Here is a 21,040-nt window from a genome sequence, read left to right on the forward strand (position 1 = left end):
TTCATCTCGTGGCACGTTGTGACTGAAAGGTGGCGTGGATGTTCGCCTCCACAGACAGGCGCCCCGTGACAGACCCCGATCACCACGCGCGAGAAGCCGCCGTGTCCCTGTCCTCCTCGACAGCCGTGGTATCCCGGCAGGAGGTCCGGCACTCGTGAGCGACCGCGTCGCACAGCACTACGCCGATCTCGCCCACACCTACGACCAGACTTGGGGGCACCGCCCCGAATACCTGTCGTGGATGTGCGGACACATCGCCACCAGACTCCCGATCAGGCCCGGAACACGGATCGCCGACATCGGTGCCGGCACCGGACTGTTCCTCCAGCGTCTGATCGGCAACGCCTCAGCGCAAAGCCCGATCCTGTGCGTCGATCCCAGCGCCGCGATGCTCGCCCAACTACCGGACGACCCCCGGCTGCACCCCATCCACGCCGGCGCAGAAGAGGTGGCTATGGGACAGGCCACCCTTCCGTATGACCGGCTGCACGGCATCCTCATCAAGGAGACCATTCACCACATCAGCGAACTGGACACCACCCTCAAGGGCCTGGCCGAGCTGCTCGTGCCGGGCGGACGTATCCTCGTCGTCACGCTGCCACCGCGGCTGGAATATCCCCTGTTCCATTCCGCCCTGGACCGGTTCGCCGAACGACAACCGGATCCCCAGGACATCGCCGACCACATGCGGGAATCCGGACTCATCACCAGCTACGGGTGCGAGGAATATCAGGTACGCGTCGACCGGAACCACTGGATCGGACTGGTGGCCAACCGGTGGATGTCGGTGCTGTCGTCATTCACCGACGAGCAACTCACCGACGGCCTTGCGGAGATTCGGCGCCGGTACGCTCCCGGTGAGATCTGCTTCCCGGACCGGTTCGCCTTCGTGCTCGGCAAAAGGCCGTGACCTGTCGCGGGCTTCGGGCGAACCACCTGTTTCCGCCTAAGGGCCGGACCGGTGGGTTATAGGTGATTCACCGGACACGGCCCAGGTAGCTGGCCGGGGCATCGTGCCTGCCGGCTGGGGTGCGAGGGCGGCCCCTCCGGGAGGGACCCTTCAGACCAGCCCCGCCGCGTCCAGCAGGTAGGCGGTCAGCGGGTCGTAGTAGCGCGGGCTCAGGACGTGGTCGTCCAGCGGGATCGTCACCTGGAGTGTGCCCTCGGCCTCGCCCAGGAAGAGCGCCGGGTCGTTGCAGTCCGCGAAGCCCACCGCCTCGATGCCGCGCTGGCCCGCGCAGCCCGCCCAGCCGTGGTCGGCCATCACCAGGTCCGGCAGCGGGGCGCCCTCCCGCTCCAGCTGGTCGAGGATCGCCGCCATCGGGGCGGGGGAGTGGGTGTGCCAGAGCGTCGCGCCGCGCTCCAGCATCGCCACACCGGCGAACTGGACGACCAGGCCCTCGTCCACCGTCAGTACACCCGGTACGGTCACGATCTCGCAGCCCTTCGCCCGCAGTGCCTCGGCCGTGGCGCGGTGCACGTCCAGCAGCCCGCCCGGGTGACCGGTGGCGAACAGCACCCGCTGCCGGTCGGCCGCCGCCTTGCGCAGCACCGCGGCCGTGCGGTCCAGGGCGTCCACCGTCAGCTCGGGGTCGATGGTGTCCTGCCCGTGCCGGTGGTGCGGATCGTCGCTGACGCCGCAGCGCTCCGCCATCACCGCGAGGACGTCCTGTTCGTCCCTCCACCGGTCGCCGAGCTCCAGGCCGAGCCAGTAGTGGCGGTCGCCGTTGGCGAGTTTGCGGTAGTGGTCCAGGTTGTTCTCGCGGGGGGTGGCGACATCACCGGCGATCCGGGTCCGCACGAGATGATCGACAAGTTCGGCGCGCGTGGGGGCTGCGGCGGCAGCGGCTATCGGCATAGCGCCCATTGTGCCCGTACGGATCTGCCGGGGCGTGGGGGTTCCGCAGCGCGGACACCGGGCCGGGCACCGGGGGCGGGATACCGGAGGGTGCGCGGGGTCTGGATACCGGGTGTGCGGGGCCTTGCGCGGGGCCCGGATACTGGGGCGTGCGCGGGGTCCGGATACCGGGGTGTGCACAGGGCTTGCGCGAGGCCCGCAGTGCGCCCGGCGGCTACGATCGCCGGGGGATTTCCGGGTTTTCCCTTAGGCGTTTCCGGGCTGTGGGACCGGGTTTTCCCAGAGGTGGGCCGTACGGCGTAAAGGCACGGCGTAAGGGGGCGATCGGTGAAGGGTAAAGCAGAGAAGCCGCCGTGGCAGGTACGGGTACGCGCCGCCTCCGGCGGTGCGGTGGCCGGCGGGGGCACTCTCTGTGCCAACGGCACCGTCCTCACCTGCGCTCATGTCGTCCAGCAGGGTCGGGGACCGGACGGCCGGGGCGGCGTATGCGTCGACTTCCCGTTCCTGGAGCGGGGCAGCGGTATCCCGGCGCGGATCGTGCTCGCCGGCGAGCCGGACGTGATCGGCGGCCCGGACGATGTCGCCGTGCTGAGACCGGACCGCATCCCCTACGGGGCCGAGCCCGCCCCCATGGCGGAGAACACCGATCTGGCCGGGCACACGCTCGGCGCGTACGGATTTCCCGACGGCCATCCGGACGGCGTATGGGCGGGCTCGCGGGCCGGACCGCCGCCGGGCTGCTGCAGTTCGCCGCCGTCGGCGAACCGGGCCATCCGCCGGCCCGCGGGTTCAGCGGCTCGCCCGTATGGGACGAGGACCTTCAGGCGGTCATCGGCATGGTGACCGCCGTCGACCGGCTCGCCGCGCTGCGCACCGCCTACGCCGTCCCCGTGGAGGGCCTGCGGGCGCACTGGCCGGACCTGGCCGAGCCCAGTCCCGTACGGCTCTGGATCCACGATCCACACGGCGGGCCGCCGCGGATGGTGCCGCTGCGCACCACGGGCCCCAAGCGCCATGAGTTCTGGATCGGCCGCGGCGACGGCGGTCCGGACGAGCCGGACATCCTGCTGGCGTCCCGGCCGCCGCATGTCGTCAGCCGCTGGCACTGCCGGCTGGTCTGCACGTACGGCCAGTGGTCCGTGGAGAGCCCGATGGAGCGGGTGCGCACCTTTGTGCGGCACCCGGGGGACGGCCGTCCGCAGCCCGTACCGGAGCTGGGCCAACTGCGGCTGTACCACGGGGACACGGTGCTGATCCGTGCCGTCCTCTCCGCGTCCGATGAGCAAATGACGTCCGGCTTCTGGGAGTTGGAGTTCGTGGACGACCGCCACACCGTTCGGTAGCGTCGGATTCCCGCACCTCACCAGGCGCCAACGCCTCGTCTGTCTCAAGGTTTTGTGAAGTGAGCTCGTTCGAGTGACGGGGAACTACTCGTCATGATCGATTCGTCATCGACAGTGACGAAGGCATGGTGACGGCGACGAAGCACGACGCATGGCGAAGACGCTTGACGCATAACGAAGACGCGTAGCGCGTAGCGAAGACGCAACGGAGACGGAAGACAGGGCGAAGGACGAAGACAGCCGCCGCGTGTGGTCGCGGTACAGGGGAGGCTGGAGCATGACGAGACTGCGGACGACATTCATCTGGTGCGGGCTTCTGGGGGTCGGCTCCGCCCTGTTACTGAGCCTCACGGGAGCCACGGCGATAGTGCCGCCGCTCCACAGCCTCGTCGAACACGGCGGAGTGTCCCAGCTCCTCGCCACCTCCGTGCTCGCCCTCAATATCTGGGTGCTGTTGATGCTGCTCGCCCTGAGCGGCCGCAACAGCAGGGAGGCCGCATCGCTGGCCGCCGCGAAACCGAGGGGCCCAGGGCACGCGCGTACCGAGGTGCACGAGGCTCTGAAACAGGTCCGCCTGATGAGCGGCCGGGTCGAGCCGTCGCAGATCGAGTCCCTGGTCGGCGGCCGTTCCGCGGTCCGCGGGGCGCGCGCCGAGACGCCGTACGTCGTCATTCGCGCCCTGGTGTGGGCGCTGCCCGCGCTCGGCTTCATCGGCACCGCGGCGGAGATGTCGCGGTCGATCCGCGGGCTGAGCGGCGCCATGCGCGGCACCAGCAGCTACGCCGAGCTGAGCGGCGTGCTGGTGTCCGATGTGATCAGGCCGCTCGCCTCCGCCTTCGGCATCACGCTGTTCGCGCTCGGCAGCAGCGTCGTCTTCCATCTGCTGGTGTCGTTCGTGCACACCCGTGAGGAGCGGCTGCTGCTGGAGCTGGACGAACTGGTCCTTGAGCGGCTGTCCTCGGCTGCCGGAAGCGGGGCCGTCTCCGGCCGCGACCGGACCGCCGAGGCCGAGGCGGCGGCCGCCATGTCCCAGGCCATGCGCTCGGCCGCCGAGGAGATCCAGGGGCTGAACACCGAGGTGGGGCGGCTGGCGACGGAAGCCTCCCGAGTGCGGTTCGACGCGCGGGACGCCAAGCCCGACCGTGCCGAGGAGGTCATCCGGCAACTCGGTGCCATCGGTGCCCAACTGGCTGCCATCGGGGAGGGGCTGGACCGAGAGATGGTGCTGATGCCGGTGCGCGGTCAGGGCAGGGTTCCCGGCCAGGGCGGTTATCCCGGCGGTCATGGGCCGGCCGGCGGTCCCGGTGGGCCGGGCGGCCCGGGTGACGGAGTCCTGTGATGAGCGGCTTCGGCGGAGCCAGGGGTTTCGGCAGGCGGCGCGGCGGCGGGGACGGTGCGCCGGTGGAGCTGCGCTTCATCGACCTGCTGCTCATCATCATCGCCACCCTGATGTTCCTGGCCGTACTGCTCAGCCTGGTCAGTGCCAACACTCCGGCGGGCGAGCAGCAGGCCGTCAAACCGCCCAAGATCGAGGTCGCCACCACCAAGGCGCCGGACGCGCTGGCCGGCTCACCGTACGAACTCACCCTGGCGGCCGTCGGCGGCGTGGCCCCGTACCGCTGGGAGCGGACGGCCGGGCAGCTCCCCAAGGGGCTGCGACTCACCTCGAACGGCGTGCTCACCGGCCGCGCCGAACAGCCCGCCGATGGGCCCGGCCCGGTCCGCGCCACCGTCCGGGTGGAGGACTCCAAGGGCCAACGGGCCGAGCGCACCCTGTCGTTGACGGTGCGCCGGGCGGCCGAGGAGGGCGCCGAGCGGCCACGGCTGCGGGTCGTCTCCAAGACGGTCGCGGTGCCCGAGGGCAAGAAGGACGAGGCATATCCGGCACACCGCTTCGCAGCCGACGCGGGCAGCGGCCCCTACACCTGGGAGCCGGCCGGTGCCCTCCCCGGCGGTATGAGGCTCTCCCGCACGGGCGAACTGTCCGGCAAGCCCGCCGAGGAAGGCGTCTTCACCTTCGGCATACGCGTCAAGGACAGCACCGGCCTCCAGGCCGAGCAACAGGTGCGGCTCGTGGTCGGCGAGGTGCGCCCGGAGGAGGACGGCGATGTGTGGGACGCGCCGTGGTGGCTGCTCGCGCTGGGCGCGATCGGCGCGCTGGTGGTTCTGCAGATCCTGAAGATGATCTTCTTTGGCCGGCGGTCGATGGTGACGCCACCCGTGCAGGGGGTCTTCAGGCGCTGAACGGGGGTGCTGTGGAGGCGACGGTGGCACTGCTGACCGGTGGCGGCGGGCACCTGGAGCCGGGGTGCCGGAGGAGCGGCGGCATGTCGGCCGGTGGGCGGCGGGCCCCGGAACCGGACGGCTGGGGGGATGCGGAGAGCCTGCCGCCCGGCAACGGCGGCGGGTCGTGGGACAAACGGCCATGGGGATGCGGAGGGCCTGCCGCCCGGCAACGGCGGCGGCCGTGGAATCGATGTGCCGGCTCGCTGAAGCGCGGTGAACAATGGCCGCCGGTAAGGGTGTTGGGCAGGAAGGCCGGCGCGGTTACGGGCCGGGACGGGAGCGGACGATGGGATTCGAGTCGGATCCACGGGCGGGGCTGCGGCCCGGGGCCCGGCTGAGCACCGGCCATGAGGTGCGGGAGGTGCGCCGGGGCGGGTTCTCCGAGGTCGGTGTGGTCGAGGGCCGGCACGGCGAGCGGCTCGCGGTGAAGCGGATCCGGGGCGAGCTGCGGGCCCGCTTCGGCAGCGCGGCCGACCAGGCGTTTCTGCGCGAGTGCGAGGTCGCGGTGGCCCGGCTCGGGCAGGCGCCGTACACCGCCCGCCCGGTGCTGGCGATGCCCGCCCTGGAGCAGGTCGAGGACGGGCCGCGGGCGGGTGCCGCGGACGGCGAGGGGCGCGACACGGACGAGGGCCGGGTGGCGGAGGTCATCCGGGTGGCGCTCGGCCCGGCGCTCTTCATGGAGTACGTCGACGGGCCCGCGCTCGCCGAACTCCTGGCCGCCGGGCGGCTGTCGCTCAGCCAGTCGGCCCGGGTGTGCGGCGGAGTCGCCGGCGCGCTCGCGCACGCCCATGCCGCGGAGGTCTGCCACCGTGACCTCAAGCCCACCAACATCCTGCTGACCAGGGCGAACGAGGTGCGTCTCATCGACTGGGGGCTCAGCGGCGCCGGTGACCTCTCGGAGGTCACCACCCGGATCGAATACCTCTCCCCGCAGCGCGCCGAGCGGATGGATCTGGCGGCGCCCCCGGACGATGTCTACGCCCTCGGCATGATCTTCCACCAGTGCCTCACCGGACGTCTCACGGGCCACTGGCCGCTCGGCGACGCGGACGCGCTGCGCCGGGAGCCGGCCGCACGCTGTCCGGACGTACCGGAAGAGCTCGCGCACATCGTCGTGGCGATGCTCTCGCCACGCCCCGAGGACCGCCCCACCGCCCAGGCCATCGCGGACACTCTGCTGCACGGGGACCTGGCCGGCACCCTCGCGGAACGCGACCTCTACCGCCCGTTCTGCGGGGCCTGCGGATTCATCGGCGTGGAGGCGGCCGCGGGCTCGGGGCCGGGCAGGAGCACGGCCGGCGGGACGGTCTGCCCCATATGCGATGAGCGCCTCGTCCGGCGGGTGGACCGCGCGCCCGGCCCGGACATGGTGCGGATCCCGGCGGGCCCGTTCGTCCACGGACTCAGCGACTCCCAGGCCCGGCACGCCCTGATCACCGCGCGGATGGCGCCGGACGACGAGCAGGTCCGCCAGCTCACCGCCGACGGCCGCCCCCGCAAGGTGTTCTGCCGGAGCTTCGACATCGACCGCACCCCGGTCACCAACGCCCAGTACGCCGCCTTCGTCGACGACCTGAACTACCCGGAACCGCACGGCTTCAGGGAGGCGCTGGCCGAGGCCCCCGACCACCCGGTGACCTCCGTGAGCTGGCGCGACGCGGTCTGCTACGCCCTGTGGTGCGGTAAGCGGCTGCCCACCCCGCTCGAATGGGAGAAGGCAGCCCGTGGCGCGGAGGACGACCGGATGTACCCGTGGGGCAGCGCCTTCGACCGCGCCCGCTGCTCCGGCCCGCCCGGCGGCCCACCGCTGCGCACCACCCACACCTCCCCGGTCGGCGCCCTCCCCGCCGGACGGTCCCCTTGGGGCGTGCTCGATATGACCGGCAACGTCAACGAATGGGTCGCCGCGGGCAGCGCACGGGACTTCCGCGGGGTGCGCGGCGGCGCCGCGGGCGAGCTGCTGGAGGTGTACGGCCTGGTCTCGTACCAGTCGCAGGCCCGGGTGGACCACACCGACCCGGCCATCGGCTTCCGCTGCGCCTCCGACGTCGGCCATGAGCTGGTTCCGTACGAACCGGGGGAGTCGCCGCAGCCGTATACGCCGCCGGAGCCGCGCGGGCCTTGGGAGACGCCCGCACCCGCCCTTCGCGATATCCGTGACTTCCCCGAAAGGTTCCGATCCCCATGACCGATGGACTGCTCCGCTTCCCCCTGGACGGCGGCGGCGAGGTGACGGTGGAGGCCGGTCCCGACGCGTCGGGCATGGTGGGCGCCTCCCGTGGCGACGGTGCGATCACCACCGGCACCACCACCTTCAACCGTGCCCTGGACGGCGTACGGGACGCCGCCGACGCGGCGCTGCACAGCTTCGGCACGCTGGCGCAGCGTCCGGACGAGGTGCAGATCCAGTTCGGGGTCCGGCTGACCGCCGAGGCGGGTGCGGTGATCACCAAGACGGGGGTGGAGGGCCACCTCCAGGTCACCGTCACCTGGTCCGGCGGGGCCGGGCGGCGGCGTGAGCGGCCCGAGTGACCGCCCTGAGTGACCGGGCTGGGCACTCCGGCTGGTCGCTCGGTCGGCCCGAGTGACCAGCCCGTCAGCTGTCCCTGGCCGAACTGTCGAATCGGCCCCGCCCTCCCTCGCAGAAATGTCCATGTGCGGATTCCGAGGTCCTCCCTACCCTCCACCTCATGACCACCACATCCCCTGGGCCCGTGGGCCCCGTCGACTCCTCCCGTATCCCGCGCTACGCCGGTCCGGCGACCTTCGCCCGCCTGCCCCGCCTCGACGAGGTGTCCAGGGCCGATGTGGCCGTCGTCGGCGTCCCCTTCGACACCGGCGTCTCCTACCGCCCCGGCGCCCGCTTCGGCGGCAACGCCATCCGCGAGGCGTCCCGTCTGCTGCGCCCGTACAACCCGGCCCAGGACGCGTCGCCGTTCGCCCTCGCCCAGGTCGCGGACGCCGGCGATATCGCCGCCAACCCGTTCAACATCGACGAGGCCGTGGAGACCGTCGAGGCCGCGGCGGACGACCTCCTCGACACCGGCGCCCGCCTCATGACGCTCGGCGGGGACCACACCATCGCCCTCCCCCTCCTCCGCTCCATGGCGAAGAAGCACGGCCCGGTCGCCCTGCTCCACTTCGACGCCCACCTGGACACCTGGGACACCTACTTCGGCGCCGCCTACACCCACGGCACGCCCTTCCGCCGCGCCGTCGAGGAGGGCATCCTCGACACCTCCGCCCTCTCCCACGTCGGCACCCGGGGTCCGCTCTACGGCAAGAAGGACCTCGACGACGACGCGAAGATGGGCTTCGGCATCGTCACCTCAGCGGACGTCATGCGCCGCGGTGTCGACGAGGTCACCGACCAGCTCCGCCAGCGCATCGGCGACCGCCCCCTCTACATCTCCATCGACATCGACGTCCTGGACCCGGCCCACGCGCCCGGCACCGGCACGCCGGAGGCGGGCGGCCTCACCTCCCGCGAACTTCTGGAGATCCTCCGCGGGCTGGCGTCCTGCAATCTGATCTCCGCCGACCTGGTCGAGGTCGCGCCGGCCTACGACCACGCGGAGATCACCTCGGTGGCCGCCTCCCACGCGGCCTACGAGCTCACCACGATCATGTCCCGGCAGATCGCGGCGGCGCGGGGCTGACGGGACGGCCGAAATCGTGACGGCCCGCCACGGTTGCCGTGGGGGGCTGTCGGGATTGTGGACTTTCGGGCTGTCGGTCTGCCGGGCTGTTCGGTCGGCTTTCGGCTTCGTGTCTAGGAACGCAGCTGGTACATCCAGGCGGGCGATTCCGCGCCTCGGGCGTCGAGCGATTCAAGGCCCGTTTCGAGATGGACGCGCAGGTAAACACCCTCCATGCGGTTACGCGTCGCGGCGAGCATATGCACACCGGTGGTGAAGAAGTGAACCATCGTCAGGAATTTCTCCAGGTGCGACGCCACCACGAAGTCGTCGCTCCACGCAGGGGGTTCGTCCTCGGACGGCGTTCGGAGCACCTCACCGCTGCCACCGTCGATGACGACGGTTCCGCCCCACCACTTCCCGATACGGAAGAAGGGGCCCGTCCGGCCGGATTCCGGGGCGGCGGCCGGCCAGGCGACCTCCCTGAGCCCTGTCTCGGCAATGGGATCCAGCCCGAGCCCCACGACATCGACGGGCGGCAGGCCGATTTCGGTCAGAATGCGTTGTGCGGTTTCGTCCGTAAGCCCCGATGGCAGCGACCCGGCGGGGACGCGCTGGGTGAAATCGGATCCGAAGAGCTCGTCCAGCGCTTGGCGGGTCAGCGGCTCGGCCTCGGCCAGCACGGGGTCGTTCACCGGGCGATAGGGCCATACCAGCGCTTCATTCCGGAGCGGGGCGAGCTCGACGGGGTGAGCGGGACGGGTGGGATCATTTGAATGCGTCGGATCGGTTGGACGCGTCGGATCAGTCGAACGGGTTGGACCGGTTGAATGCGTTGCATCGGTGGAATGCGTTGAGCCGGTTGATTCCAGCGCGATGATCCCTCCGGAGCCCGCCAGGAGCCGTAGGCCGCCCAGCGTCAGGGAACACGACAGGAGATCCTCGTCGAGCCCCTGCAGCCCGGACGGAACGGCTGCCTTACGCAGCTGTTGGGCGGTGATGGGGGTGGTACGGGAACCCGGCCAGGAGAGCGACTCGGCGACTTCTTGGGGGAGTTCTTCCGCGAACGCGGGGAATTCCTGCTCACCGGTTTCCAGGTCCCAGATGCGGATGGCCCTGGTGAACTCACCGAAGCTCACGACGAGGTCCCGCTTGTCCTTGCGTACGGCGGTGAGGCTGACGATCGACCCCGGCTCGGTGAAACGGGCCTGCCAACCGCCCGGCGGCCGCCAGTGCGTCCACCGCACCTTCCACGGAAGCCGTACGCCGGAACTCTCGATTTCCCGTGCCCTGTTGGCGTCGCCGCGCGCCACGGCCATGAGGTGGAGCCAGGCCGCCCACTCGCGTTGGCTCGGGGGCGCAATGCCATTCAGGTGTGCGTAAAAGGCATCGGAGGCCCCGGAGTTTCCCGGTACGGGATCGGGCATACAGCTCAATGCGTCAAGGAGCGCATCCTGGGCGACGTTTGCTGCCAGTCGGCCATCGTTGATCAGCAGGTCCGATTCCCCGGCGTGCAGCGCATGCATCGGCAATGCCGTGGCGGCATACCCACCGATATCCCCGGACGCCTGCCACCCGTCGGCGTGGTACAGCCCGGCCGTATGGGCGCGAAGCCAGGCGCAGATACGGTGGTTGACCGCGCGGCGCAATGCGACGGGAGTACTGTCGCGCAGCCGGTCCGCGTCGTATTCATGGCAGAACCGAACCTGACCGGAATCGAGACGCAGCAGCGCGGGGTGTTCCTGTGCGAGCTGTGTGAGCCGCTCGGCCGTGGCGTGCTCGGCCCCGTGGGCCTGGGCCAACGCCTGCCATACCGGGATGGGGACGTGGCGTCCCTCCGCGAGGGCCAGGGCACGGATTTCCCGCACCACGGATTCGGATGCGATTGCCTCCGGCGTCCCGGCGTGGGGTACCAGGGTGAAGCGTCGCCGCTTCTCCCGATGGCCGTCGCGCCCGTCGCTGCCACGGATTTCATCGTTCTCGTGGCTTCCGTCGCTCACTTCGACGATGATGCCGAGCCCACCGCTCCGCGCCAGGTGATCGAGGTGAAAATCGGCGCATCGGCGCGGGTGTGACGAGTGCCTGGTGCGGCCTGCGCGCTGGGTGTTCGACAGCAGAACGAGCCGCCGCTCCTCGGCACGGTCCGACGGCGACCAGTCCGCGTCCGCCGCCCCGACCAGATCCACCTCGCAGATCTCGCAGATGGCGTCCTGGAGTTCCTCGACGGTCAGTCCCGTCGCGTCCAGCGATGCGGCGTCGGGAATCTCCTGGGACAGCCGTCGGAGAGTTTCCGTACGGCCCGACCGTGGCGGCCCGGCGATCTCGACCACTTCGGGGACCCATGCCGCGTCCTGCCACCATGAGGCGAGCTGCGGGAGGACGGCCTCTGGTGTCGTCCCTCGGTCGGACTCGTGGTGCATCAACTCTCCATGTGTCGTGCGGATGCCGGCGAGATCCCCCGAGGCAGGCTACTCCGGCTGCCACCACTACTCGGGCTGCACTCACAACTCCGGCTTCACCCACTACTCCGCCCTCGCTTACAGCAGTTGAGGAATGACCTTCACCCAGGTGTCGCCAATCCCTTTCATATATCCGTTGAATTCATTGGTGATGGACCTTTCCTTCGGAGTCCGGATCCTGTCCGTGCGCGCGTCCCGGGCGTCTCGCTGCTCCTTCAGCGCGGCTTCACGTTCTTCCGACGTCAGACTGGTGTCGTTCTTGATCCGCTGAATCTCCGGTTCGTACTCTCTCCGGAGGGCGTCGCGCTGCGCCACGCCCTCCGGGTCCGAGCGATACGTGGTGCTGTAATGCACCGGGACCCCATCCATCGCCGGATGGGTCCGCAGCCGATTCGAGCAGTTCGCGTGTCCTTCGCCCTTCCCGCAGGGCTCCCGCTCCGTATAGAGCCCCGTCACCTTGACATGCCGGCTCGGGTCGCTCGAACTCTTGCGCCGGTCAACCTCCGCGAGCAGCACCTTTTCGGAGTGCCCTGGCGCAAAGCCATGCTTACCGGCGGGGATCGAGGAGTCGACGATGTACTCGACGGAGCCATCAGGGCGTTGTACTTCCAGGACCGCGAAGTTCTTCCCGGTGAAATCAGGACGGTGATCGCCGGCCGCGTCCAGGAGCGCCTTGAGCCCCGGGCCCTTGTAATGGGTTTCCAGCCCCTTTTCCGCATTGCGCTGGTTGACCTCGTCGTAATCGATGCCCCTGGCCGCTTCCTTGATGTCGGGCATCATTCCGGGCCGGTGGGCGGGCGGCCACGCCGACCGTTCCCGAATGGCGGGGCCGGGACGATCCGTTTGGCCGGTGGGTTTTCCGTCCTCGTCCGTCCGGTCGACCGGGGCGGCGTGCTGCTCGTGGAAGGAAATGCTCATACGCGCGAGAGCCGCCACGACGGCGCCGCGTTGTCCCTGGCCCAGGTCGCTGAAATCGGGGTCCCGCAGCACCCTGTCCAGCTCGGCCTCGGTGAAGGTGGTGCGCCCCTCGGGACCGTGCTCCCTGGCCGTGCGGTCCAGCACCTGGGCCAGGGGGCTGCGACCGTGCTCATCCGTGCCGGGGTGATCGGGGCTGGCCCACGTCGAGAGGTTGTTGTGGGTCGTCTCGGTGTCGGTACGGAAGACGGGGTTCCGGCCGTCCGAACGCAGATCGTGCTGGGCCGGGTCCGGGGTGAGGCCCTGCGGGCTCTGCAGGTGCGGCCCTTCCGAACCGTCCTCGTTGGTGTTCAGCCGTACATGACGCTCCCGCTCGGTCTCCCCCTCCGGACCGTCGTTGTTGTTGTCCGTGCCGAGGTGGTTGTCCTGGTCGAGGTTGTTGTTCTGGTCGAGCCGTGGCCGTTTGCCGCCTCCCTCGTCGATGTCCATGTCGTCCGGGGGCCGGTCCCGTTTGTTCGGGTCGGAGCCTGCCGGTTCGGCGGCCGGGCGTCGATCGCTATTTGGGGTGCGGTTGTTGTCGGAGGTGCGGTCGTTGTCGGTGGGGTGGTCGTTGATGGGGCGGCGGCTGGTGTCGAGGGGGATGGCGTGGACGCCGTTGGTGCCGTCGTGGAGGGGTTTGTTGCTGCGTTGGCCGGTTTGGGCGTCGACGTAGGTGATGGTGCCGTTGTGGTTGACGACGTTCCAGGCGTGGGCGCGGCCGTTGTTGTCCTGGGTGACGATGACGGCTTGGGAGCCGTGGCCGTTGTTGCGGAGGGTGTTTTCGAGGCGGTTGAAGGCGTTGGGGCCGTTGCCGTAGTCGTTGAAGCGGGCGCCGAGGGTGTTTTCGATGCGGTTGCGGCCGTTGGTTTCGCCGTGGTCGGAGGGGGTGCCGTCGGGGTTGGTGTCGGGGGTGCGGTGGGCGGCGGCGGTGGGGTTGCCGGCGTAGGTGTCGGCGGCGGCGAGGGCGGCGTCGACGCAGTTGTTGTTGCGGCCGGGGGCGTCGGGGCCGGGGTTGTTGATGGTGTCGGCCCAGTGTGCGGGGTCCGGGGCGTGTTCGGGGGTGCCGTTGTCGTCTTTGGGGACGTTGTTTTCGACGTGTTGCTGGTGTTGGTCGGTGGGGCCTTCGAGGCCGCCGGGGCGCTCGCGGTTGCGGGTTTCGGAGGCCGGGGGATGCTCGGGCTGGTGCGCTTGGTTGTCTTGATCAGCTCGGTCGCCCTGGTCCGCTCGGTCGCCCTGATCTGTCCGGTCGGGCTGGTCGGGTTGGGTGGAGTGGTCGGGCTGGTCGGGCTGGGTGGGCTGTTCGGTACGGGAGTCGGGGCGCGGCTCTGGGCTCGACTGATCCTGGCGTGGGCCGTCGAGGCGCGGGTCGTAGGCCGGGCGGTCCGGGCGGCGCTGTTGGGTGACGTCCTGGATGGGCTGGGATCCGTCGGGGCGGCGGTGGGACGGGGCGGCAGGCGTGCCCGTCGATGGGGTGCCGGACGATGGCATGCCGGTCGTCGGGGTGCCGGTTGTTGGGGTGCCGCCGCGCGGTGGGGTGGCGTTCGGCGTCGTGGGGCCGCCCTGCGGCGGCATCACGGTGGGCGCGCCCGTCACCCCACCTGGGGCCGGCTGAGCACCCTGCGGGGACTGCTGCGGGGTGGAGGGGTTGCCCGGAGCGGACGGGGCGGACGAGGTGGAGGCACCGGGGTCTGCGGTCTGTTGGGTGGGCGGGGGCGCCGTCATGGTGTCCGCGGACTGGGTGGTGACCGTGGTGTCGTCGGGTGACGGATCGCGCTGCTGGACCGGCGGACCCGAGGACGGGGTGTGGTGCATGGGTGCGCCCTGGGAGGGAACGCCCAGGTGCGGCGTCGAGACACGGCTGCCGCCACCGCTGTTGGAGCTGTCCCCGTTGGTGGTGCTGTTGCTGCCGTCGGTGTGGCCGCTGCTGCTTCCGTAGCTGTCGCCGCTGGTGGGCGGGTTGCCGGCGATCGGGTCGGGGGACGCCGACGGCTGCGGTGACGGAGACGCCGCGTCCGGACGCGAAGGGCCGTCCGGGGAAGGTGTGGTGGGCTGACTCGGGGCGGACTGGTCCGGAGTGGGGGACGGGGACGAGGAACGGTCAGGGGCCGGTCCGGTGTCGGGTGCCGGGGACGCGTCCGGGTGCGTGGAGGAACCGGACACCGGCTGGGTGCTGGGGGAGTCCGGGGCGGGGCGGGCCGAGTCCGGGGTGTTGCCGGGCGTCGGCTGGGTGCCCGTCGTATCGGGCCCCGGGTGGGAGGCTTCCGGTGTGGGGCCCGTGTCGGGCGTCGCCCCGGAGTCAGGGGTGCTGCTGGTCTCGGGACTACGTCCGGAGTCGGTGTTGCCGCCGGAGTCGGGTGTGGTGGAAGACCCGTACGGGTTGTGGTCGTTGCCCCCGGTGTAGCCCTCGTCGAACGCGGTGCGCCGGTCCGGGGGCGGCAGGGGCTGGGCCTGCGGAACGCTGCGGTTGCCGTCCGTGCCCGGGGTGGCGCCGTCGGATCCGGAGGACGAACCGTCCGGCCCACTGGACGGCGATCCGCTGTCGGGAGTGCTGGAGGGACCGTTCCCGCCTCCGGTCCCTACGCCGGAATCGCCGGTGGAGCGAGGTGAGTTGACGACCCCACCGGCGCCGCTGGAGCTCGTATCGGTCCCGCTCCCGGAGCCCGTACCACTGCTGCTCCCGCTCCCGGAGCCTCCGGCGCTACCGCTGCCGCGGTCACCACCGCTCCCGGAACCACCGGAATTGCCCCCGGACCCGGACCCGGCACCACCATCGGACCCACTTCCCGACCCGCTGCCGGGCCCGCCCCCACCTCCCGTACTTTCACTCGCCCCGCCTCCGTCGCTCGCGTCCCCACCGCGCCCGGCAGCGTGATCCAGGCCGCCGCGGGCGTGCCCGCCCGCCCTGGAGCCCGCACCGTCACGCAGCGACTCGGCGAAGGTCTGGCCGGAGTTCTTGGCCGCCTCCACCCCCGCTTCCGTGCCGGTCTTCAGGCTGCGGCCGACATCGAAGCCCTTCTGGGCCCCGAAGTTCATGTTCACGCCCTGTGCGATGGCGTCGGAGATCATCGCCTCCAGCGCGGAGATGGCCGGCTCCTTGAGCGTCTCCATGATCGCCTCGACCAGCGCCTCGCGCGCCTCTTTCAGGATGCGGCGCACGATCATGCGGGTGGCCTGGGTGGCGCCTGCCGCGCCGATCTCGGAGAGCCCCAGCGTGAAGGGAGCGGCCGCCTGTGCCGCGATGATCTCCGCCGCGAGGATCGCCAACTGGGCGATCACCGCGACTTTCATCCCGATGATGATCCCGGCGCCCAGATCCAGTGCCACGGCGATCATCTCGGCGGCCGTACGGGCGTCATCGAAGTAGCCCGAGCCGTTGCCGGAGAACTTCTCCCAGGTCGTGCTGAAGCCGTCGATGCTGTCGCCGGAGTTCATCGACAGCACGTTGCCGGCGGCTGTGACGCCCTCCGACTGCAACTGCTCTACCGCCGCCGCGAATTCCCGCCACTGGTTGGCGGACTCCATCATCTTGTCCTCGTCACCCGTCGGCCAGTCGTAGCCGAGCATTTCGAGGACCCATTCGAGCCAGTCCGGAAGCATGAGTGACATGGCAGCAATCCCCCGTAGGACGGCGAAGCGACGATGAAGCGGGGGCGGGGCGTTGCCCCCTCGCCCCCTGGCGTGCCGGCGGGCGGTGTGCCTCAGGCGCCTACGGGGCCTCAGGCAAGGGCGCTGTTTCCTCGGGCCTGTTCGGCTGCTTCAGACGGTGCGGGGTAATGCTTCAGACGGTGCGGGGTAATGCTTCAGGCGTCTGGAGTGACGTTTCAGGCAGTGTGGGGTGACTTGAGACTGCTGATCATCTTGCTGTCGGCCTCGGCGTTGGCGACATGCCGCTTCATCAGCGAGTCATTGAAGTCCTCGCCGTCCTGGTGGTTGTCGGCCATGCTCTTCAGGGCGCCGCCGATCTCCTGGAGCCTGGCGGCCAGATGCCCCATCGATTCGTACATGCCGTCCCGCAGGCCCTCGTAGACCACACCGAACTTCTCGCCGATGTCGTCATCGCCCCACGGCGGGGTGCCGTCGCCCTCCAGGCCAATCAGCCCGTTCTGCAGCTTGTCCACCGCGGATTGATAGCGCCGGCCGACGCTGGTGAAGTCCTTGCCGCCGGCTTTCAGCGACGGGATGTCCGCTTGCAGTCCGTCCCCGGCCATAACTTCCCCCGATCGAGAGCTCGTCACGTACCGCACTGACATCACGAATTTTAGTCGCGGGCGCCCGTGGCGCCTCAAGGCCGCGACTGTCACAGGGATGTCACCGATGCCGACGGATCGGCCAGACGGCCCGTCAAGCCGTCGCAATGGAGGGGGGGTGGGGTGATGGCCGCGTGGCCGGCTCCTGGACAGGCAACTGCCTCAGGCAGCTAATGGCTTCGTCCGGACGGGATGGCTTCGTCGGGGCGCATCAGCAGCACATCATGCGTCCGTCAAGGTCCGCTCGCGCTTCCCCCGGCTCCGCCGGATTCCCGTAGCGCCGCGCGCGGTTGGCGCCCGGTGACATGCCCCGGCGTCAACCTCGTGCGTCCAGCGGGCCGCACGTCACCACCATGGCTGTCGTGACCGGCACATGCGTCGTGACGGGTGAGGAGGTGACGCGATCGCCCTCGGCCCCCGCCGACCGCCGTCAAGTCCGCTGCGCGCCCCCGCTCACCCGTCCCTGCAGCAGTCGCGACAGCGAGGCATGTACGTCCTCCACCGAGCGGTGCGGCTGGAAGGTCTGCCAGTCCAGGGCGGCCACCAGGACCATCCCGAACAGGGCCGAGGCGGTGAGCGGGATATCGAGTTCTTCGGTGAGTTCGCCGGTGGCGACGGCGTCCCGCAGGACGGATTCGACGACGGCGAGGGCCCGGCCGCGCACCAGCTTCACGGTGGCGCGCCAGGTGCGGTTGGTGCGCCAGAGTTCGGCGGCGTAGAGCTGGGTGAGGGCCGGGGAGCGGGCGCAGAAGTCCAGACCGGCCCGGATCATCGCGTCCAGGGCGTCGACCCGGCTGCCGCCCTCCGCCGCGGTGGTCTGCTCGGCCTGTCGCAGGGAGTCGGCCAGCAGGTCGATACCGTCCCGGAGGAGCTCCTCGTAGAGGACGTTCTTGCTGGTGAAGTTGTAGTAGACGGTGCCTTTCGCGACGCCCGCGCGGTCGGCGATCTCGTCCACGGTGGTGGCGGAGAAGCCCTGTTCGGCGATGAGGGCGACGGCGGCTTCGAAGAGCTTGCGCCGGGTGGCCTCGCGACGGGGGCCGGTGGCGGCGACGCGGCGAGGGGCTGCCGCGGCGCAGAGACGGGCCCCAGGGGCGGTGCCGTTGCCGGCACCGCCCCCACGGCCGGAGCGGATGCTCACAGGCTGAGTTCCGGATGCAGATCCTTCATCCGTACGACCTGCCGGCTGCGCGCCGCGAGAGCGGTGAGCGCCAGCGCGCCGAGGGTGAAGGCCGCCAGGACCACCGAGCCCTGCCAGACGATGGCGGTATCGCCGCCCGTGATGAGTCGGCGCAGACCGTCGACGACGTAACTCATCGGCAGGAACGGGTGGATGGCGGCGAAGAAACCGGGGCTGGTCTGCACCGGGTACGTACCGCCCGCCGAGGTCAGCTGGAGCATCAGAACGACCAGGGTGAGCACCCTGCCGGCCGGTCCGAAGTATGCGCTCAGCAGCTGGATGACCGCCGTGAAGCAGGCGGTGGCCAGCAGCAGGAAGCCGATCGTGCCGGCCGAGCGGGCCATCTCCAGGCCGAGGCCCCAGTGGAGTACGGCCATCAGGGCCAGCACCTGCGCCACTCCGATCGCGAACGCCGGCAGCCAGGAGCCGAGGGCTATGCGCCAGCCGGGCGCGCCGGCGGCCAGTGCGCGCTTGCCCAGCGGGGCGAAGAGCATGAACGCGACCATCGCGCCGACCCAGAGGGAGAGGGGTATGAAGTACGGCGCGAGTCCCGTGCCGTAGTTGGGCGCCTTGTGCATCGACTTGGCAGCCAGCTCGACCGGGTCGGCCATCACCTCGGTGCGGGCGTCGCGGTCCTTCTTGTCGTAGTCCGGGATCTTGTCGACGCCGCTCTCCAGCTCGTCGGCCAGCTGGTTGGTGCCGTCCTTGAGCTTGAACAGGCCACCGTTGAGCTTGTCCGCGCCGTCCTTGGCGTCGCCGACGCGGTTGTGGACCTGACCGGCTCCGTCGGCCACCTTGCCGGCACCGGTGGCGAGCGTGCCGAGGGTGTCGGCGAACCTGTCCGCGCCCTGGGCGACCTTGTGGGCACCGGCGTTGAGCTGGTTGATCTGACGGAGCGCGGTGTCCGCGTCCTCTGCGATGGTCGGGAACTGCTCGGCGACCAGCACAGCCCCGTCGTGGGCGGTGCGCAGCTCGTCGCGCAGCCGCTCGTCCAGCCCGGCCATGTCGCTGTGGACCTTCTCCGCCGAGTCGGCGGCCTCGGCGCCGTTCTCGGCTATCTCCTTCATCCTGGGGCAGCCGGGGTCGGTGGAGACAAGGCCGTCGCAGCGTTCCTGGTAGAGGGCCTTGGCGTCGTCGGCGTTCTTGCGGGCCTGCGTGGCGGCCTTGGCGACGGTGTCCGGATCCGGCAGCTTGTCGAGGATGTCGTCGAGCGCCTCGGTCACGCGGACGACGACCTTCGCCCTCTCGGCGAGCTCCTTGGCGTGCTTCTTGAGGTAGGGAAGATCCTTCTTGGCGAGGCCGCCGGCCTTCTCGACGAGTTCCTGCGTACCGTCCGCGACCCTGCCCGCGCCCTGGCTGAGCTCCCGGGCCTTGCTGACGGCCAGTGCCGTGCCCTTGCTGACATCGCCCGCACCCTTGCTGACATCGCCGGAGCCCTTGTTCAGCTTGCCGAGGCCGTCGGCGAGGTCGCCGGAGCCCTCCTTGGCGTTGCCCAGGTGCTCGTCGATCTCCCCGGCCCCGTCGGCCGCCTTCTCCGTCTCGTCGTGCAGATCGGAGAACGACACGAAGATCTTGTCGAGGAACGTCCGCGACGACTTCGCCGAGGTCTTGGCACGGATCTCGGAGAAGACGGTCTTCGATATCGAGCCGACGATGTAGTTGTTGGCGTCGTTCGTGCGGACCTGGAGCGCACCGGTCTGCGGATTGTCGCCGGAGCTGGAGGCGATGCGCTTGCTGAAGTTCTTCGGGACCGTCAGGGAGAGGTAGTACGTGCCGTTCTCGACGCCCTTCGCGGCGTCCTCGGCGCTGACTTCCTCCCAGTGGAAGGTGTTGCTGTCCTTGACGTTGTCGGCCAGTTCGGCGCCCGCGGTGATCTTCCTGCCGTCGGCGGTGGCGCCCCGGTCTTCGTTGACGAGGGCCACCGGGATCTTGTCCAGGCGGCTGTAGGGATCCCAGAAGGACCAGAGGTAGAGGGCTCCGTAGAGCAGGGGGATCAGCATCAGGGCGACAAGGCCCAGTCGGGGGAGCTTTCCCCTGCCGAAACGCCTGAGCTCAAGCGCGGCCAGTTTCGGCGAACGCATGCGCTGCTTCCTCCTCGTCGGTGTGGGCCGGGCCCTTCTGGCCGGGGGCGGTGGTGTTCTGGGCGTCCGGAGTCGTGGTGTCCTGGGCGCGGGAATCGGAGGTGTCCTGGGCGCCGGGAGCGGCGCTGTCCTGCGCGTCGCCGCTGCGGGCGTCGGCCGGGGTGGTACGGACGATCAGGGCGTCCGCCGGTGCGTCGCTGCCCACGGCCACGACGGTGGTGCCCGCCAGCGCGAGGTCCCGCAGCAGCCGCCAGGCCAGGGCGCGTTCGTCCGCGGAGAGCTTGAGATCCACGTCGTCGACGGCCAGCAGGCGCGGGCCGTGCATCACCGCGAGCGCGATCGAGAGCCGCAGCGCTTCGAGGCGCTCCAGATCACGGACGGCCGTGCGCAGGCCCTTCGGCAGGGTGGCGGGGTCCAGGCCGGCGGCCGCCAGCGCGGCGTCGATCCGCGCGCGGGTGGCGTCCTTGCGGCGGCGGCTCCATGGCAGGGAGCCGATCAGTGACCCGGTGAGCCGGCGGCCCAACAGGGCCTGTTCCTGGAGATGTTCGCCGGCTGTGAGAGCCGGTTCGAGGTCGGCGACGCCCGGTACGTGCGCGATCGCCGTACGGCCGCGCACCGTCCCCATCCTCTTGGGCAAGGGGAACCCGGCGACCGTCGCCGCGCCTTCGGTGATCCGCATCCGGCCCGTGAGCGCGAGCAGAAGGCAGGTGCGGCCGGAGCCCGAGGGGCCCTCCACGGCGATCAGTGAGCCCGGTTCCGCGGAGATGTCGACAGCTCTGAAAGCCCATCCGCGTGGGCCCTCGACCCCGATTCCCCTGGCGTTGACCGCCGCTCCCTGACGGGTGGTGTCCACAACACCCCTCCTTTGGTCTGACTAGTCAGTCTAAAAGTGTGCCGTACGCGTGGCCTTATTGGCCAATCGGGGCCATATGGCGAGCGAGCGCCGCCGCTCAGTGATCTGCCGAGCGCGGCGGCTCCCCGGCGGCCCGCTTGGCGT

General features: G+C 70.4%; 14 protein-coding genes. 7 read left to right on the forward strand and 7 right to left on the reverse strand.

Features of this window, described 5'->3' with window-relative positions:
• Positions 1 to 154: 154 nt before the first annotated feature.
• Positions 155 to 910: a class I SAM-dependent DNA methyltransferase gene (locus K9S39_RS28600; protein WP_248866227.1), complete on the forward strand. Its 756-nt coding sequence runs from the start codon at positions 155 to 157 to the stop codon at positions 908 to 910.
• A 150-nt stretch (positions 911 to 1,060) separates the two neighbouring features.
• On the opposite strand, the gene K9S39_RS28605 is transcribed toward K9S39_RS28600, so the two are convergent.
• Complete coding sequence (locus tag K9S39_RS28605) at positions 1,061 to 1,858, reverse strand: phosphatase (protein ID WP_248866228.1); 798 nt, start codon at positions 1,856 to 1,858, stop codon at positions 1,061 to 1,063.
• Between the two features lie 327 nt (positions 1,859 to 2,185).
• On the opposite strand from K9S39_RS28605, the gene K9S39_RS28610 reads away from it, so the two are divergent.
• The 6 genes from K9S39_RS28610 to speB all read left to right on the forward strand — a co-directional run bounded on the left by K9S39_RS28610 (position 2,186) and on the right by speB (position 9,146).
• Positions 2,186 to 2,701, forward strand: coding sequence for a trypsin-like peptidase domain-containing protein (locus K9S39_RS28610; RefSeq protein WP_248866229.1), 516 nt, complete (start codon positions 2,186 to 2,188; stop codon positions 2,699 to 2,701).
• A gap of 777 nt (positions 2,702 to 3,478) precedes the next feature.
• Positions 3,479 to 4,540 carry a MotA/TolQ/ExbB proton channel family protein gene (locus tag K9S39_RS28615; RefSeq protein WP_248866230.1) on the forward strand — a complete coding sequence of 354 codons (1,062 nt, stop codon included), beginning with the start codon at positions 3,479 to 3,481 and terminating at the stop codon, positions 4,538 to 4,540.
• Positions 4,540 to 5,445, forward strand: a complete 906-nt coding sequence (locus tag K9S39_RS28620; RefSeq protein ID WP_248866231.1) for a putative Ig domain-containing protein — start codon at positions 4,540 to 4,542, stop codon at positions 5,443 to 5,445. Before K9S39_RS28615 ends, K9S39_RS28620 begins: the two co-directional genes overlap by 1 nt.
• Before the next feature lie 328 nt (positions 5,446 to 5,773).
• On the forward strand, positions 5,774 to 7,675 hold the full coding sequence (locus K9S39_RS28625; RefSeq protein ID WP_248866232.1) for an SUMF1/EgtB/PvdO family nonheme iron enzyme: 1,902 nt from the start codon (positions 5,774 to 5,776) through the stop codon (positions 7,673 to 7,675).
• Positions 7,672 to 8,019 (forward strand): CU044_2847 family protein, encoded by a 348-nt coding sequence (locus K9S39_RS28630; protein ID WP_248866233.1) that lies wholly within the window; start codon positions 7,672 to 7,674, stop codon positions 8,017 to 8,019. Before K9S39_RS28625 ends, K9S39_RS28630 begins: the two co-directional genes overlap by 4 nt.
• A 158-nt stretch (positions 8,020 to 8,177) precedes the next feature.
• Positions 8,178 to 9,146, forward strand: a complete 969-nt coding sequence (gene speB / locus K9S39_RS28635; RefSeq protein WP_248866234.1) for an agmatinase — start codon at positions 8,178 to 8,180, stop codon at positions 9,144 to 9,146.
• A gap of 113 nt (positions 9,147 to 9,259) precedes the next feature.
• Here the strand turns inward: speB and K9S39_RS28640 are convergent, their stop codons facing one another.
• The 6 genes from K9S39_RS28640 to K9S39_RS28665 form a co-directional block, all read right to left on the reverse strand.
• Positions 9,260 to 11,545 (reverse strand): SUKH-4 family immunity protein, encoded by a 2,286-nt coding sequence (locus tag K9S39_RS28640; protein WP_248866235.1) that lies wholly within the window; start codon positions 11,543 to 11,545, stop codon positions 9,260 to 9,262.
• Between the two features lie 117 nt (positions 11,546 to 11,662).
• Positions 11,663 to 16,144, reverse strand: coding sequence for a toxin glutamine deamidase domain-containing protein (locus K9S39_RS28645; protein WP_248866236.1), 4,482 nt, complete (start codon positions 16,142 to 16,144; stop codon positions 11,663 to 11,665).
• Positions 16,145 to 16,359: 215 nt separating this feature from the next.
• Positions 16,360 to 16,746 carry a WXG100 family type VII secretion target gene (locus K9S39_RS28650; RefSeq protein WP_248866237.1) on the reverse strand — a complete coding sequence of 129 codons (387 nt, stop codon included), beginning with the start codon at positions 16,744 to 16,746 and terminating at the stop codon, positions 16,360 to 16,362.
• Positions 16,747 to 17,215: 469 nt separating this feature from the next.
• Positions 17,216 to 17,923, reverse strand: a complete 708-nt coding sequence (locus K9S39_RS28655; RefSeq protein ID WP_248866238.1) for a TetR/AcrR family transcriptional regulator — start codon at positions 17,921 to 17,923, stop codon at positions 17,216 to 17,218.
• Complete coding sequence (locus K9S39_RS28660) at positions 17,920 to 20,043, reverse strand: YhgE/Pip domain-containing protein (RefSeq protein WP_248866239.1); 2,124 nt, start codon at positions 20,041 to 20,043, stop codon at positions 17,920 to 17,922. Before K9S39_RS28660 ends, K9S39_RS28655 begins: the two co-directional genes overlap by 4 nt.
• Positions 20,015 to 20,896, reverse strand: a complete 882-nt coding sequence (locus K9S39_RS28665) for an ATP-binding cassette domain-containing protein (RefSeq protein WP_248866240.1) — start codon at positions 20,894 to 20,896, stop codon at positions 20,015 to 20,017. Before K9S39_RS28665 ends, K9S39_RS28660 begins: the two co-directional genes overlap by 29 nt.
• Between the last annotated feature and the right edge of the window lie 144 nt (positions 20,897 to 21,040).

It is taken from the genome of Streptomyces halobius (assembly GCF_023277745.1).
Classification (GTDB): domain Bacteria; phylum Actinomycetota; class Actinomycetes; order Streptomycetales; family Streptomycetaceae; genus Streptomyces; species Streptomyces halobius.

Coding starts and splice junctions, on each gene's coding strand:
- K9S39_RS28625 (WP_248866232.1), top strand. CDS start 5,774: ATGGGATTCGAGTCGGATCCACGGGCGGGGCTGCGGCCCGGGGCCCGG.
- K9S39_RS28615 (WP_248866230.1), top strand. CDS start 3,479: ATGACGAGACTGCGGACGACATTCATCTGGTGCGGGCTTCTGGGGGTC.
- K9S39_RS28645 (WP_248866236.1), bottom strand. CDS start 16,144: ATGTCACTCATGCTTCCGGACTGGCTCGAATGGGTCCTCGAAATGCTC.
- K9S39_RS28660 (WP_248866239.1), bottom strand. CDS start 20,043: ATGCGTTCGCCGAAACTGGCCGCGCTTGAGCTCAGGCGTTTCGGCAGG.
- K9S39_RS28650 (WP_248866237.1), bottom strand. CDS start 16,746: ATGGCCGGGGACGGACTGCAAGCGGACATCCCGTCGCTGAAAGCCGGC.
- K9S39_RS28620 (WP_248866231.1), top strand. CDS start 4,540: ATGAGCGGCTTCGGCGGAGCCAGGGGTTTCGGCAGGCGGCGCGGCGGC.
- speB (WP_248866234.1), top strand. CDS start 8,178: ATGACCACCACATCCCCTGGGCCCGTGGGCCCCGTCGACTCCTCCCGT.
- K9S39_RS28630 (WP_248866233.1), top strand. CDS start 7,672: ATGACCGATGGACTGCTCCGCTTCCCCCTGGACGGCGGCGGCGAGGTG.
- K9S39_RS28640 (WP_248866235.1), bottom strand. CDS start 11,545: ATGCACCACGAGTCCGACCGAGGGACGACACCAGAGGCCGTCCTCCCG.
- K9S39_RS28605 (WP_248866228.1), bottom strand. CDS start 1,858: ATGCCGATAGCCGCTGCCGCCGCAGCCCCCACGCGCGCCGAACTTGTC.